At 33.3% G+C, this 14816-nt stretch carries 14 protein-coding genes; 13 read left to right on the top strand and 1 reads right to left on the bottom strand.

What is annotated here, in order from left to right; genetic code table 11:
- The first annotated feature begins 270 nt into the window (after nucleotides 1-270).
- The 8 genes from tnpA (at nucleotide 271) to BW939_RS07100 (ending at nucleotide 7497) form a co-directional block, all read left to right on the top strand.
- Nucleotides 271-738, top strand: coding sequence for an IS200/IS605 family transposase (gene tnpA / locus BW939_RS07065; protein WP_076451410.1), 468 nt, complete (start codon nucleotides 271-273; stop codon nucleotides 736-738).
- Between the two features lie 96 nt (nucleotides 739-834).
- Entirely contained in the window at nucleotides 835-2016 is a 1182-nt protein-coding gene (locus tag BW939_RS07070; protein WP_076451203.1) for an acetyl-CoA C-acyltransferase, read from the top strand.
- 52 nt (nucleotides 2017-2068) lie between these two features.
- Nucleotides 2069-2434: a four helix bundle protein gene (locus BW939_RS07075; RefSeq protein ID WP_076451205.1), complete on the top strand. Its 366-nt coding sequence runs from the start codon at nucleotides 2069-2071 to the stop codon at nucleotides 2432-2434.
- Nucleotides 2435-2534: 100 nt separating this feature from the next.
- Nucleotides 2535-4310 (top strand): acyl-CoA dehydrogenase family protein, encoded by a 1776-nt coding sequence (locus tag BW939_RS07080; protein ID WP_076451207.1) that lies wholly within the window; start codon nucleotides 2535-2537, stop codon nucleotides 4308-4310.
- Nucleotides 4311-4675: 365 nt separating this feature from the next.
- Complete coding sequence (locus tag BW939_RS07085; RefSeq protein ID WP_076451412.1) at nucleotides 4676-5368, top strand: DsbA family oxidoreductase; 693 nt, start codon at nucleotides 4676-4678, stop codon at nucleotides 5366-5368.
- Between the two features lie 301 nt (nucleotides 5369-5669).
- The gene (locus BW939_RS07090) at nucleotides 5670-6269 is read left to right on the top strand and encodes a 5'-methylthioadenosine/S-adenosylhomocysteine nucleosidase family protein (RefSeq protein ID WP_076451209.1); all 600 of its coding nucleotides are present in this window, start codon (nucleotides 5670-5672) and stop codon (nucleotides 6267-6269) included.
- 78 nt (nucleotides 6270-6347) lie between these two features.
- Entirely contained in the window at nucleotides 6348-6860 is a 513-nt protein-coding gene (locus tag BW939_RS07095) for a DUF7935 family protein (protein ID WP_076451211.1), read from the top strand.
- A gap of 25 nt (nucleotides 6861-6885) precedes the next feature.
- Complete coding sequence (locus tag BW939_RS07100) at nucleotides 6886-7497, top strand: inorganic pyrophosphatase (protein ID WP_076451213.1); 612 nt, start codon at nucleotides 6886-6888, stop codon at nucleotides 7495-7497.
- Nucleotides 7498-7548: 51 nt separating this feature from the next.
- Here the strand turns inward: BW939_RS07100 and BW939_RS07105 are convergent, their stop codons facing one another.
- A complete protein-coding gene (locus BW939_RS07105) occupies nucleotides 7549-8730 on the bottom strand; it encodes an aminotransferase class I/II-fold pyridoxal phosphate-dependent enzyme (protein WP_228417148.1) in 1182 nt (393 codons plus the stop codon).
- Nucleotides 8731-8767: 37 nt separating this feature from the next.
- Here BW939_RS07105 and BW939_RS07110 point away from each other — a divergent pair, with 37 nt between their 5' ends.
- The 5 genes from BW939_RS07110 (at nucleotide 8768) to BW939_RS07130 (ending at nucleotide 14737) form a co-directional block, all read left to right on the top strand.
- On the top strand, nucleotides 8768-9823 hold the full coding sequence (locus BW939_RS07110; protein ID WP_084566615.1) for a M28 family metallopeptidase: 1056 nt from the start codon (nucleotides 8768-8770) through the stop codon (nucleotides 9821-9823).
- Nucleotides 9824-10231: 408 nt separating this feature from the next.
- A complete protein-coding gene (locus tag BW939_RS07115) occupies nucleotides 10232-10408 on the top strand; it encodes a histone H1 (RefSeq protein ID WP_034684091.1) in 177 nt (58 codons plus the stop codon).
- A 341-nt stretch (nucleotides 10409-10749) separates the two neighbouring features.
- Nucleotides 10750-12258, top strand: a complete 1509-nt coding sequence (locus BW939_RS07120; protein ID WP_076451217.1) for a hypothetical protein — start codon at nucleotides 10750-10752, stop codon at nucleotides 12256-12258.
- Nucleotides 12259-12261: 3 nt separating this feature from the next.
- Nucleotides 12262-13290, top strand: a complete 1029-nt coding sequence (locus BW939_RS07125; protein ID WP_076451219.1) for a caspase family protein — start codon at nucleotides 12262-12264, stop codon at nucleotides 13288-13290.
- Nucleotides 13280-14737 carry a hypothetical protein gene (locus BW939_RS07130; RefSeq protein ID WP_123891552.1) on the top strand — a complete coding sequence of 486 codons (1458 nt, stop codon included), beginning with the start codon at nucleotides 13280-13282 and terminating at the stop codon, nucleotides 14735-14737. The genes BW939_RS07125 and BW939_RS07130 overlap by 11 nt, the downstream gene beginning before the upstream one ends.
- Nucleotides 14738-14816: the final 79 nt, after the last annotated feature.

Raw genomic sequence — 14816 nt, forward strand, 5'->3', positions numbered from 1 at the left:
TTTAGCTCCGTAGGAGCGACCTGTTAATAGCAGAATGATTTGGAAATCACAATCAAGCCTCCTAGAGGCGACCTGTTAATAGAATGTTGAACCAATTTTAATTTTAGCTCCGTAGGAGCGACCTGTTAATAGCAGAATGATTAAAGATTTCTTATCCAAAGCCTCGTAGAGGCGATCTGTTAATAGAATTAGATGCGAATTTTTAATCTAGCTCCGTAGGAGCGACCTGTTAATGAATGATTTACCAATGTTTAATTTTAAATATTAATGATGGCAAACACTTATACACAAATTTATATTCAAATTGTTTTCGCTGTAAAAGGAAGACAAAACCTGATTTCAAAAGAAAACAGAGAAGAATTACATAAATTCATTACAGGAATTGTTTCTAACAGAGGTCAGAAATTATTTGCAGTTTTTGCGATGCCCGATCACGTTCATATCCTTGTAAGTATAAATCCTAATATTTCGATTTCAGATTTAGTTAGAGATATTAAAGCAGGTTCTTCAAAATTTATTAATGATAAAAAATGGATGACCGAAAAATTCAATTGGCAGGAAGGATATGGAGCTTTCTCTTATTCTAAAAGCAATGTTGATTTGGTTGTGAAATATATTTTAAATCAGGAAGAACATCATAAGAACAAATCATTTAAAAATGAATATTTGGAATTTTTAGAAAAATTTGAAATTGAATATGATTCAAAATATTTATTTGAATGGATTGAAAATAATTAACAGACCGCTCCTACGGAGCTCCGCAAAACACAAACAAATTGCTATTAACAGTTTGCCTCTGCGAGGCATTAAAATAATTTTAATAAATAAAAAAATATGTCAAAACAAGCATACATCATAAAAGGATTCCGAACTGCCGTTGGAAAAGCTCCAAAAGGTAGTTTGAGATTTACAAGACCCGACGTAATGGCAGCAACCGTCATCGAAAAACTCATGGCAGCCGTTCCGCAGCTAGACAAAAACAGAATCGACGATTTAATTGTAGGTAACGCAATGCCGGAAGCTGAACAAGGCTTAAATGTGGCGCGTTTAATTTCTTTGATGGGATTACAAACCGACAAAGTTCCGGGAGTAACTGTGAATAGATATTGCGCTTCTGGAAGTGAAGCGATTGCCATTGCTTCGGCAAAAATACAGGCAGGAATGGCCGACTGCATCATCGCAGGTGGTACAGAATCTATGTCTTACATTCCGATGGGTGGTTACAAACCAGTTCCCGAAACAGAAATCGCAAAATCAAATCCTGATTATTATTGGGGAATGGGTTATACTGCGGAAGAAGTTGCGAAACAATTTAATATTTCAAGAGAAGAACAAGATCAGTTTGCTTTTGAATCTCATCAAAAAGCTTTAAAAGCAAATCAGGAAGGAAAATTTGCCAATCAAATCGTATCAATTCCTGTAGAATATAATTTCTTGGATGAAAACCAGAAAATGCAGACTAAAAAGTTTGATTTTTCTGTAGATGAAGGCCCAAGATTAGACACATCTTTGGAAGGTTTAGCTAAATTAAAGCCCGTTTTTGCAAACGGAGGAAGCGTAACCGCAGGAAATTCTTCTCAAATGAGTGACGGTGCAGCTTTCGTGATCGTGATGTCTGAAGAAATGGTAAAAGAATTAGGATTGGAGCCTGAAGCAAGATTGGTTGCTTATGCTGCAGCGGGACTTGAGCCAAGAATCATGGGAATGGGACCAATTTATGCAATTCCAAAAGCTTTAAAACAGGCAGGTTTAGAATTGAAAGATATTGAATTGATTGAATTAAATGAAGCTTTCGCTTCTCAATCGGTTGCTATCAAAAAAGAATTAGGTTTAAATCCTGATATTCTGAATGTAAACGGTGGTGCAATCGCTCTTGGCCATCCACTTGGTTGTACCGGAACGAAATTGACCGTTCAACTCCTTGACGAAATGAGAAAACGCGGAAATAAATACGGAATGGTTTCGATGTGCGTGGGAACTGGACAGGGAGCAGCTTCAATCTTTGAACTTCTATAGACAATGAGATAATAGACAGATAGATAATAGATAATAAAGCACACAAGAAATGATGAATGATTTTAAAAGGCATAATTTTAAAAAACTTAAAATTTGGCAAATGAGTATGGAATTATCAAAATTTACATTAGATCTTACAGATACTTTTCCAGCTTATGAAAAATATGGTTTGAAGAGTCAAATGGACAGATGTTCAATCTCAATCCCATCAAATATAGCTGAAGGTTCAAGCAGAACAAATAAGTCTTTTAGTCATTTTTTAGATATTTCTTTAGGCTCATCATTTGAATTGCAAACACAAATACTGCTGGCAAATCATAGAAAATATTTATCTGATGAAAGAAGTGAATTTTTTGAAATTAAAATTGAAGAATTTCAAAAAGCAACAATGGTATTTCAGAACACATTAAAAGACTAAAAGAATATAGAAAGATAGATAATAGATTAGCCTATCAAAATCTATCATCTATTTGTCTATTATCTATCCGTCTTAAACAAAAAATAAAAAAATAAATAATATGTCAAATTTAAAAGGTGGCGAATTCCTAATCAAAGAAATTCCAGCAAACGAAATCTTCACTTTAGAAGAACTTTCAGAAGAACAAAAAATGCTTCGTGATTCTGCGAAAGAATTTATCGACAGAGAAGTCATTCCGCATCATGATCGTTTTGAGAAAAAAGATTATGCATTGACGGAAGAAACAATGCGCAAATTAGGCGAAATGGGACTTCTGGGAATCACCGTTCCTGAGGAATACGGAGGTCTTGGGATGGGATTCGTAAGTACAATGTTGGCTTGCGATTACGTTTCAGGAGGAAATGGTTCATTAGCAACAGCTTATGGAGCACATACCGGAATTGGAACACTACCCACTCTTCTTTATGGAAGTGAAGAATTGAAAAAGAAATATCTTCCAGATCTGGCTACAGGAACAAAATTCGGAGCGTATTGTTTGACTGAGCCAGATGCTGGTTCAGACGCGAATTCAGGGAAAACAAGAGCAAAATTATCTGAAGATGGAAAACATTACATCATCAACGGACAAAAAATGTGGATTTCAAACGCAGGTTTTGCAGATACTTTTACATTGTTCGCAAAAATTGATGATGACAAAAACATTACAGGTTTTGTGATCAACCGTTCAGAATTGGAAGATCCAAACAGCCTAACTTTTGGTGAAGAAGAGCACAAATTGGGTATCCGTTCGTCTTCTACCCGTCAGGTTTTCTTCAATGACATGAAAATTCCTGTTGAAAATATGCTGGGTGAAAGAAACAATGGTTTTAAAATCGCTTTGAATGCATTGAATGTGGGTAGAATAAAATTAGCTGCTGCAAACCTTGATGGACAAAGAAGAATCTTGAACCATTCGATTCAATATTCAAATGAAAGAAAACAATTTGGGGTTTCTATTTCAACTTTCGGAGCCATCAGAAAGAAATTGGCAGAAATGGCAACCGGAGTTTTCGTGAGTGAAGCTGGTTCTTACCGTTTAGCAAAAAATGTTGAAGATAAGATTGAAGAATTGGTTTCTGGAGGAATGAATCATCAACAAGCAGAATTGAAAGGTGTTGAAGAGTTCGCAGTAGAAGCTTCTATTCTTAAAGTTTTCGTTTCAGATCTTACTCAGGTTACTGCCGATGAAGGAATTCAGATTTATGGTGGAATGGGATTCTCAGAAGATACGCCAATGGAAGCAGCATGGAGAGATGCCAGAATTGGAAGAATCTATGAAGGAACCAACGAGATCAATCGTCTTTTAGCTGTCGGAATGTTAATCAAAAAAGCAATGAAAGGTGAATTGGATTTACTTTCTCCAGCAATGGCAATTTCTAAAGAATTAATGGGAATTCCGTCATTTGAAGTTCCTGATTATTCTGAATTAATGAGCGAAGAAAAAGCAATTTTGGCAAATCTTAAAAAAGTATTTTTAATGGTTTCAGGAGCTGCTCTTCAAAAATACATGATGGATATTGAGAAGCAACAGCATTTATTATTAAATGCTTCTGAAATTCTTAACCAAATCTACATGGCAGAATCTGCTGTTTTAAGAGCTGGAAAACACTTCTCTGCTGATTCTGTAGAAGTTGCAATGTCTCAATTGAATCTTTACAAAGCAATCGAAAAAATAATTTCAGCTGCCAAAGAAGGAATTGTTTCTTTCGCAGAAGGCGACGAACAAAGAATGATGCTTTCAGGTTTAAGAAGATTTACAAAATACACCAATAACCCAAATGTGGTGGCGTTGACTGAAAAGGTTGCCGCGCATTATATTGGGAAAGGACATTATTAAGATGTTTCTTTTTTAAAATTAAACCTAACAGATTTTAGATTTGTTAGGTTTTTTTATTTTTATAATAGACATTTTTTGTTTTTGTATATTCCAATAAAGATAAATTTCATGAAAACTCTTTTCAAAATAAATTTTATCATTTTTCTAATGACTACAAACAACTAGCATCAGTTTAGGATAAAGAAGGGTAAAATATCATTTTCACATATTGTTATTGCAAAAGCAATCATTTAAAAGAAAGTTACATATTTTATTTTTCTATGAAGTACAAGGAAATAGCAATACTTCTTTACTAGATGAAATCGTTAGATTCGTCCCTGTTTTCTGCCACTTTATTTTATCTTTACATTTTAAAAATAAAAAAAATGAAAATTGAAATCTGGTCTGATGTGATGTGTCCTTTTTGCTACATCGGAAAAAAGAATTTTGAAAATGCTTTGGAAGAGCTTTCATTAAAAGATAAAATTGATGTAGAATGGAAAAGTTTTCAGCTTGATCCAAGTCTTGAAATGGGCGAAGCAATTACTACAGCTCAGTATTTTAAAGAAAAAAAAGGCTTTCCCGAAAATCAGGCAAAGCAAATGACTGCACAGGTTACCGAAATGGGAAAATCTGCGGGTATTGATTTTAATTTTGAAAAGGCAATTATTACCAACACTTTTCAGGCTCACAAGCTCATTCATTTAGCTAAAAAAAATGATTTGGGTTCTGAAATGGAAGAAGAACTATTCAAAACTCATTTTCTTGAAGGAAAAAATATTGGAGACTCGGAAACACTCATCAATCTGGGAAAAAAAATAGATTTAGATTCTGATATGATTAAAGAAGCACTTTCCAGTAAAGTTTTGGATCTCGAGGTAAAACATGAAATTATTGAAGCTTCTCAACTCGGAATTTCAGGAGTTCCTTTCTTTGTCATCAACCAAAAATATGGTGTTTCTGGCGCACAACCCGTCGAAACCTTTAAGGAAGCGATAACTCAGGCTTATAATGAAAGTAGTTTTACATCTAATGATAATAAAGATCTTTCTTGCAGTGAGGATGATTGTAGTATTTAATAGTATAAACGCAGATGAAATGTAAAGTGTGTTTAAAAATGATTCTATAATTATATTTTATAGCCATTCTTTAGGTTTTAGGAAAATAATTTTGATGAAATTTAAACAGATACTTAATTTTAAATTATAATCTATTCGTCCTGATTTTTGCATCGTTTTTCTAAATATTTTAGATGGATAAAGATGTGAAAAGTAGTTATACTGAGTATAGTTTTAACTTGCAGTGGCAAGTTTCCATCAGGTAAAATAATAATTTCAAATGAGCAGGCTAAACTAATAACAACAACCCTACCCTAAAAAAATGATTAAATTAAACAAAAACCAAATCTATAATTTAGAAGATATTTTATTCGTTTTCGCTTTAGAATTTGAAGCAAAAGAAATGTTTAATCACACCCAAAAACTCATTACAGGAATCGGAAAAGTAACCGCAGCAATCAGTCTTACAAAGGCAATTATTGAGAAAAAACCAAAGCTTATCATTAATCTTGGTTCGGCGGGTGGTTTTGGTTTCAAAAAAGGAGATGTGGTTTGTTGTACAAAATTTATCCAGCGTGATATGGATGTGAGAGGTCTTGGGTTTCAGAAATTTGAAACACCTCTTTCCAATATTCCCATCATTCTTGAAAATGGGATTGAAGTTGAAAATTTACCAGTAGGAATTTGCGGAACCGGAGATAGTTTTGAAACCAATCATCTCAATACAGAATACAACGTTATCGATATGGAAGCCTATGCATTAGCATTGGTTGCATGGAAAGAAAACATACCATTTGTATCTCTCAAATATATTTCTGATGACGCCAATAGCGACGCGGCAGACGATTGGGCTGTGCAGGTACACCTTGCTGCAGAAGCTTTTAAAAATATTTTATTTAGAGAAGAACAAGTTTCAAATTAATTTAAACTAATCTTTTAGAGCAAATAAATCAATTATTCATTTTTAATAGAAAATATTGTAATTTTGTTGCCTTAAATTATGACTGAACTAATAGAATATTTACCCTACGCTTTTGCATTGATTGTGGCGATTCCGTTTTTGGTATTGCTGAGACAGTTTGTGTACACTTATATCAACTTAAAAAATAAGGAATTACAGCTTCTTAGCGTAAAATCAAATTCAGAAAACAAAACTCACTCTTACGAAAGAATGACTCTCTTTTTAGAAAGAATAAAACCTTCAAATATCATTCAGAAATTTGATAAAGATTTGGCTATACACGAGTTTATATTCCTTACAGAAAAGTCGATTACCGAAGAGTTTGAATACAACGCTTCTCAACAGCTTTATATCACTAGAAATTCTTGGAAAAACATCGTTGATTCTAAAAATGCCGTTGTAGAACTTTTGCATAAAACCTACAACAGTATGAATAACAATGCTTCTTTAAGCGACTTTAAAACTGTTTTTCTAATGAACTATATGGGCGAAAACGACTATATAGCAGAAACCATCGAAGACTTGAGAAAAGAAATTTTACTTATTGCATAAACTAAAATATACATATTAATAAATAATGATTCCAAAATTTAAAGCACATCCTTGGCACGGAATCTCCGCTGGAGAAAATGCACCAGAAACCGTAAACGTTTTTGTAGAAATTGTACCTACAGATACTATAAAATACGAAATCGATAAAGAAACTGGTTTTCTAAAAGTAGACAGACCTCAAAAATTTTCTAATATTATTCCTGCACTTTACGGGTTTGTTCCTAGAACTTACTGTGATGCTAGAGTAATGAAATTGGCGGTTGACTGTGGCTCTACAGATGTTACAATGGGAGATCTAGATCCTTTGGATATCTGTGTATTGAGTTCTCATAACTTCAACTCTGGAGGAATTTTGATGGAAGCCCGCCCAATTGGTGGATTCAAAATGATTGATGGTGGTGAAGCTGATGATAAAATTGTAGCTGTTTTGATCGGAGATCACGCTTTTGGCCATTTTACAGATATTTCTCAACTTCCTGAAGCTGAAGTGAATAGATTAATGCATTATTTCCTTACTTACAAAAATTTACCAAACGAACCTGCAAAATGCAGAATCGATGAAGTATACGGAGTAGAACATGCCAGAGAAGTAATAACTGCTTCTATGGAAGACTATAACGAAAAATACACACACTAATTTTAGCGTTTATGATATTAAAGCAGGCATTTTTGTCTGCTTTTTTTTTCTTCAAAGATGTAATTTTAAATATTGCATTGCATCATAAATAATTTCATCTTTTTTCACAAAACTAAAACGGATAAAATCTGAATCATTCTTATTCTGATAAAAGGCTGATAACGGCAAACAAGACACTTTTTTCTCAACCGTAAGCCATTTTGAAAACTCAACATCAGTCATCGTTTTAGAAATATTTCTGAAATTGACTATCTGAAAAAAACCACCTTGGGACTTTTTATTTAAAATAAATGGCGTTTCTGAAATCATTTCACAAAAAACATCTCTCTTATTCTGCATGATTTTTCTATTGGTTTCAGGATCAAAAACATCAAGATATTTCGCTATCGCGTACTGGCATGGTACATTGGTACCATAAGAAATATATTGTTGATGATTTCTGAATGATTGAAGCAAGTCAGGAGTTGCTAATAGATAACTAACTTTCCAGCCTGTAGAATGAAACATTTTCCCGAAAGAAAAAATACTAAAAGTTCTTTTTCTAAGTTCAGGATGCAAAAATGCACTGTAATGTGAATGATTATCATAACAGTAAATGTCGTAAATCTCCTCTGAAATCACATAAATTTCTTGTTCCTTTATTAAATCATATAGATTTTGCCAATCGTCTGATGACCAGATTTTTCCAGTAGGATTTTGTGGGGTGTTAACGATTATTGCTTTTGTTTTATCTGTAATTAAAAGCTTTAATTTTTCCCAACAAATACTGAAATCTTCTTCAACTTCGTAATAAACAGGAACACCACCATTAATCACAATTGAAGGAGCATAAGTGTAATAAGACGGCTGAATAATGATAACTTCTTCTCCAAATTTTAAAATTGATTTTAAAGAAGTATACAATGCAAAAGTAGAACAAGGAACAACGTTTACTTCTTCATTGCAGATAAGAACTTGATTTTTTCTTGAGGCATTAAACTCAACAATCTTATTTATTAACAAAGGATTTCCAGCAAGAGATTCGTAACTGTGAGAAATGCTGTCTGCAGATTCTTTAAGGTAAAACCTAAGTCGTGCATCAACCTCAAAATCTGGTAAACCTAATGACAAATCAAAACTTTGATGTTTCTGAGCTAGCAAAGACATTTGTGTAAAAAACGAATAATCAGTAAATTGTAAATTTGTTTCCATAGTTTCTATCAAATATAATAAAAAACTTAATTCGTCTATCATTTTAGATTTTTTTCTTAATTTTAAGAAAATATTTTACATGATTAAAATTCTGTTACCTCTTTTATCCGCGGTTATCCTTTCTTCTTGTGGAAGTACAAAATCTACGGTTATAAAAAATAATTCTACAACTGCAGTCTCTACAAAATCTGCAAAAGAAGACAAGGTTTATAAATCTGCATACCAAAGCATTAGCTTAGAAAGTCTGAAAAAAAATCTTACAGTGATTGCGTCTGACGAGATGGGAGGACGAGACACCGGAAGCCCTGGGCAAAAGAAAGCCGGTGAATACATGATTAATTTTTACAAGCAAAACGGAATTTCGTTCCCAAAAGTTTTAGGATCATTTTACCAGAAAGTTCCGGCATCTTACATGGCAAAACGTGGTGGTGGAAGTCTTCCTGATTCTGAAAATATTTTAGCCTTCATTGAAGGAAGTGAAAAACCAGATGAGATAATTGTAATTTCAGGTCACTACGATCATGTTGGCACCCGAAAGGGAGTGGTTTACAACGGTGCAGACGATGACGGAAGCGGAACTGTTGCCGTAATGGAAATCGCCAAAGCCTTTGAAACAGCTAAAAAAGAAGGTCATGGGCCAAAGCGTTCAATTTTATTTCTTCACGTAACAGGCGAAGAACACGGGCTTTTTGGTTCTGAATTTTATACAGATAATCCTGTTTTTCCTTTAGCTAATACCGTTGCTGATCTTAATATTGATATGATTGGTCGTGATGATCCAGAAAATCGTGGTAAGCAGTATGTTTACGTCATCGGTTCAGAAATGCTAAGTTCCCAACTGAAAATAATTACAGAAGCTGCTAATAAAAATACGAACAAACTTGAATTAAACTATAAATATGACGATCCCGCAGATACAGAAAGATTATATTATAGATCAGACCACTACAACTTTGCTAAAAATAATATTCCGGTAGCGTTTTTCTTCGATGGTATTCATGAAGATTATCATAAACCAACGGATGATGTTGATAAGATTGATTTTCCTTTATTGCAAAAAAGAACGCAGCTAGTTTTTGCTACCGCGTGGGAATTAGCCAATAGAGCAGAAAGAATTGTTGTTGATAAAAAGTAATCATCTAGAAAAATAGTCTCTCCCAGAATAAACAGATTACTTGAATCTATGCATTAAGTAGATTTTTATAATCTTGAAAATTACCAAGAGTTTCTAAATTTTAGTAAATTATGAATAAAAAAAGTTTGCAAATTTGGTTTTACAGACTTTTTTTATACTTAGCGGAAAAAAAAATATATTCGAAGAGAATTGATTCTAGCAAAAAAATGTATAAAAGACATCAAAAACTTTTGAAATGATTTTTATTCTTACATAAGTTTTAGAACGAAAACCAGGTCTTTAAAATCAAAAAACGAATACAAACCAACCTCAAAGCCCATAAATGCACATATTTGTGTTAAATTTTTGTAACGAAGTTATGCTTATATTATCTGAAACCATATATTTGCAACCTAAATTTTATTAGACATGAAAGAACTTATTGAAAAAATCAACGCAGAATTTGAAGCGTTCACAACAGAAGCTAATCAACAAGCTGAGAAAGGAAACAAAGCAGCAGGTACTAGAGCTCGTAAATCAGCTTTAGAATTAAGCAAACTCTTCAAAGACTTCAGAAAAGTTTCTGTAGAAGAATCTAAAAAATAATCAGAATTTTTAACCGGTTTTATTAACCGGTTTTTTTTTGCCTTTTTTTGGGGTTTTGTGAAAAATGTTTTTAAAAGACAGCATACATTTAATGAATAAATAAAGTTTGACATAGATTTAAAATCCTCTTAAAGAAATGCAATTATTTTATAAACCTATGTTGAAATCACTACCCTTCTGCGTTATCAAAAAAATATATTTTCTTTCTTAAAACTATTCCTTCCGACATAGCATTGAAAAAATATATAAAACAAAATTTCACTATTTTCAGTGATTTTTAAGTTTGTTTAAAATCTAAGCATAAAAATTTTTAACTTAGTGTATAAAAACAAAACTAAATCATGGGAATTCAAGACATTACACTAAACCGTAATAATTATATAAATGTAGGCAAAGAAGGAAGTTTTCTTTCGGGAAATGACCCCATCTTCAACAGTACTCCACAAGAGATAGATCAGCTTTTCAAGGAGCTGAAAGATAATAATAAAACAAAAATTGTTCTTTACTTCCACGGTGGGCTTGTTCCTGCCAAAGACGGTATGGATACTGCCAAACGAATAGTACATTATGTAGAAAAAAATACAGACGCACACCCAATTTGTTTTATTTGGGAGACCGGCTTGTACAAAACTGTTATGCACAACTTGTCTATCGTAGAAAAGTCCGAATTTTTTAAAAAACTGATGGTGAAAGTCATCAAAATAGCTGGAAAAAAATTAGGAATTGAAGCGATTGACGGTATCGGCAACTCAAAAGGGGTGGAAACAATGAAAGAAGCTGAAATACAAAATGAGTTGGATAAAGAAGAACCTTTTCAAAATTATCATGTCAATGTTTCATCCAAATCTGCTTCTGTAATTGATGCTGAAACGGTAAAGACGGAAATTGAACTAGAAGCCCGACTATTACCAGAAATAGAAGCTGAGCTTGAAGAAGAAATTGAAAGTGATGATGAGTTTAAAAGAATTGCTGCAGAAGAAAAATCTGATGAAGAAACAAAACTAATGAATCCTCTATACCAGGAAGCTGAAATTACAGAAGGAAAAGGCATCATTAGTTCGGCAAAACTCATTACTGCATCAGTGAAAATTACATACAATGTTATCAAAAGACATATCCAGAAACGGGATCACGATTTTTATCCTACAGTAATTGAAGAAATTCTGCGTGAAGTTTACGTTTCAAATATTGGTAACTGGCTTTGGGGAAGCATGAAGAAGAAAGCTGCTGATATGTGGAAACCATCAAATTTCACAGGAGATTATCAAAACTGGCATGTAGGTTCTTATTTTGTAAAAAAAATAGAAGAATATCAGAAAGAAATTGGAAAACCTTTAACGATAGACCTTGTAGGTCACTCTGCAGGATCCATTGTTATTTGTGAATTATTTAAAATAGTAAAGTCTGAAAAGAGTAATTTGAAATTCAGAAATATTATGTTTTTTGCACCCGCTTGTAGATGTGATTTGTTTGATGAAGCCATTCTTAGTTCACAGGAAAGATTTTCTTCATTCAGGATTTTTACTATGAAAGATGACCTAGAAAAGCAAGATCATTTGGTTAAATTTCTTTATCCAAGATCACTTTTATATCTTATCTCTGGTATTTTAGAAGAAGAGAGGGATGCTTGTATTTTAGGATTACAAAGACATATTACAGGAAATCTACCCTACCTTGGTGATCTGTTTACCAGAATTAAAACATTTTTGGCAGATGATGGTAAAATTGTTTATTCGAAATCTGATGATACTGCATTAAGCGGTTTCAAAACCGGTTCACTTTCACACGGCGGGTTCGATGATGACAAAGAAACAACTTTAGACAGCATGGTTTACATTATCAATCAGTAATTTATGATTAAAAACAATACAGATTTTGCTGTTGTAATCGGTGTAAGTCATTATAAAGGGCTTAGCAAACTTCAAGGTCCGGATGAAGATGCGCAAAAATTCTATCAATGGTTGACCAACGAAACTGAAGGAAGTATACCTGCAGAAAACTGTCATTTGATTTTGTCTAAAGAAGACCCTTTATCGCCTATTCAAGACTCCATTGACACTGCATTTGCCATAATTCTTGAAGGTTTCAAATCTGGTAGAAAAGAAGGAAGAAGACTTTACTTTTACTTCTCTGGTCACGGTTTAGGGATTGACTGGAACGAGACGGCTTTGGTTTTACCACCATGGACAGATATTTTGAGAAATTATGCATTATCATCTTCGGGATATTTAAAAACATTAATTCAGTGCGGATATTTTAAAGAAGTCTTTTTCTTTTTAGACTGTTGCCGAAACAGAATGGTAGGAGTAAACGGTGTACAGCCGCTTTTCGCCAATATAAAACCTGCAGCTGGAACGGCAGAATGTGTTTCGTTTGTATTTTCAGCAACAGAGTTTGATAATAAAGCTTTCGAAGCCGTTATACAGCCTGGTAATGGAAGTTTACTTGATAATAACAGAACTCAAGGATTATTTACAACTTCTTTAATGAATGGGTTGAAAGGTGCAGCTGCCGAAAATGGAAAAGTTACAACGTCATCACTTACCAATTATCTTAAACTCAATCTTCCCGAACTTGCAAAATCTGTTCAGAAAATTCAGATTCCAAGATTTCATGCGGATAATGCGGGAAATGATGTAACGATTATTGAGGGTTTTAGTCCTCAGGAAATTTCACTTGTAATATCTTTTAAGGGAAATAACAGAACTGTGATTTTAGAGGATTCTAATTTAAATATCATCAAAGAAGGCAATACAGAAAATGGAAGCTGGACGGTTTCTGTAAAGAAAAGCTCCTACGCAATTTATAACAAAGGCGAAGCAGACCTTGCCCGATCAATAAGAATAGACGGAAGTAAAAAAGATGTACATTATGAATTCTAAAGAAAAAGCAGTTTATCAGTTCAATTTCGTTGCAGAAGGTCCGCTGAGTGAGTTTGTTTTTCTGGAACTCTTCGATGGCGTTGGAAAACTGGTAGCAGAAAAGTATAAAAGTATTTCTGAGCAGCTCGAACGAGGTTTGTATCAAATGAATATTTATTCTAATGAAAAGCTGGAAACACAAACCATTCGCCTAGACAAAGACTATTACGGAAATTATGAAAATAAAGGTTCATACTCATCAATTTCGGGCTACTTTCTGGAAAGTTCACATGAATATTACACAGAAACTTCAAAATTTTGGAGTGATCATTTCACTTTAGACGAAAAAAAATATGATGAAGGTTCTTCGGTTTTTATATTTTTCAGGTATCCAGACAGAGAAATTCGTGATCAGCAGAAAAATGTAGCAGAATCTATGGGTTGGCGTTTTTCGCTTTTAGATAAAAACAGAAATTTACTTTTTAGATTAAACGAAAATCATATAAAAGAAGATAAGGACGCAGGCTGGCTTGTTTTTCATGCTCCGCTAGATGCGGGGATTTATTATTTGGTTTACAATGGCCCTGTAAAAAGAGAAATCCCTCTCTATGTTTTTGAAGATTGGCAGACACAATTTTTTTTAACTTTTAAACGAACGCCAATATTTCCTACGGCAAGAATTTTATTCAGAAAACCCAATTCTGCTTTCGACATCTTTGAGTATGATAATATGGAGGTGGATAAACTGCTTAGAAATATGCAGAATGCCATTTATCACGTTCCCAAACAGCTTTTAGAGAAAACAGCTTCCGACAACTGGCAAAACCCGATGTTGGCGATGGTTGTTTGCTATGTTTACCTAATGTGCTCAGAAGTTGAGCACCACCATTTTATAAAAAAAATACTTGATAATCTAAAATTAAGAATACCAAATGCTTCTTATTGTCCGGATATAAAAGCTATTGAACTTTTGGCAGCAGTAAGGTTTGAAAAGGAAATTCCAAGTTTAATTCTTGATGAACCTTGTATGTTAAAAGTTGGTTTTAAAACTTTTCTAGAACAGGCAGCAAGAAATCCTGAAAAAATAAAAATCATTGAATTAAACGAAATCATTACAAGTCTTCACGGCGACATGGTCTGGAGTTCGTACAGGCCGATTGAGAAAAAGAAATCCCAGAGATTATCTGGCAATGAAATAGGATTGAAAATGAGCTTTTCAGAATTTGCTGTAGAACCAAAAGATTGGCTGAGCCAAACAATAATGAATCAACTTTCTTCAGAAAATTCTGGGCAGAATACGGTTGCTGATTTGGCAATTCAGCTTCAGGTAAGTCCGGATATGGTGAAAAGCTGTCTTGTAAATATAGATTCCTATTTATCAAATTCTGAAGCAGATATTTTTGAAAATTTTAATCCCGTTCAGAAAGTTTTAAAATTAAACATAGAAAAATTGGTAAAAATAAAATAATTAAAAATCAGGTTTAGAATTGATTAAAATAAAGCTTTTGTTTCTTTTTTTTAGTTTTAGATTAAAAATTTTCTCTTCT

Source organism: Chryseobacterium piscicola (assembly GCF_900156685.1).
GTDB classification, from domain to species: domain Bacteria; phylum Bacteroidota; class Bacteroidia; order Flavobacteriales; family Weeksellaceae; genus Chryseobacterium; species Chryseobacterium piscicola.

What these genes read in the sequence shown, in the direction of transcription:
- BW939_RS07080 (WP_076451207.1), top strand. Translation starts at nt 2,535, where the DNA reads ATGTCAAATTTAAAAGGTGGCGAATTCCTAATCAAAGAAATTCCAGCA.
- BW939_RS07130 (WP_123891552.1), top strand. Translation starts at nt 13,280, where the DNA reads ATGAATTCTAAAGAAAAAGCAGTTTATCAGTTCAATTTCGTTGCAGAA.
- BW939_RS07095 (WP_076451211.1), top strand. Translation starts at nt 6,348, where the DNA reads ATGACTGAACTAATAGAATATTTACCCTACGCTTTTGCATTGATTGTG.
- BW939_RS07090 (WP_076451209.1), top strand. Translation starts at nt 5,670, where the DNA reads ATGATTAAATTAAACAAAAACCAAATCTATAATTTAGAAGATATTTTA.
- BW939_RS07115 (WP_034684091.1), top strand. Translation starts at nt 10,232, where the DNA reads ATGAAAGAACTTATTGAAAAAATCAACGCAGAATTTGAAGCGTTCACA.
- BW939_RS07085 (WP_076451412.1), top strand. Translation starts at nt 4,676, where the DNA reads ATGAAAATTGAAATCTGGTCTGATGTGATGTGTCCTTTTTGCTACATC.
- BW939_RS07110 (WP_084566615.1), top strand. Translation starts at nt 8,768, where the DNA reads ATGATTAAAATTCTGTTACCTCTTTTATCCGCGGTTATCCTTTCTTCT.
- tnpA (WP_076451410.1), top strand. Translation starts at nt 271, where the DNA reads ATGGCAAACACTTATACACAAATTTATATTCAAATTGTTTTCGCTGTA.
- BW939_RS07100 (WP_076451213.1), top strand. Translation starts at nt 6,886, where the DNA reads ATGATTCCAAAATTTAAAGCACATCCTTGGCACGGAATCTCCGCTGGA.
- BW939_RS07125 (WP_076451219.1), top strand. Translation starts at nt 12,262, where the DNA reads ATGATTAAAAACAATACAGATTTTGCTGTTGTAATCGGTGTAAGTCAT.
- BW939_RS07070 (WP_076451203.1), top strand. Translation starts at nt 835, where the DNA reads ATGTCAAAACAAGCATACATCATAAAAGGATTCCGAACTGCCGTTGGA.
- BW939_RS07075 (WP_076451205.1), top strand. Translation starts at nt 2,069, where the DNA reads ATGAATGATTTTAAAAGGCATAATTTTAAAAAACTTAAAATTTGGCAA.
- BW939_RS07105 (WP_228417148.1), bottom strand. Translation starts at nt 8,730, where the DNA reads ATGATAGACGAATTAAGTTTTTTATTATATTTGATAGAAACTATGGAA.
- BW939_RS07120 (WP_076451217.1), top strand. Translation starts at nt 10,750, where the DNA reads ATGGGAATTCAAGACATTACACTAAACCGTAATAATTATATAAATGTA.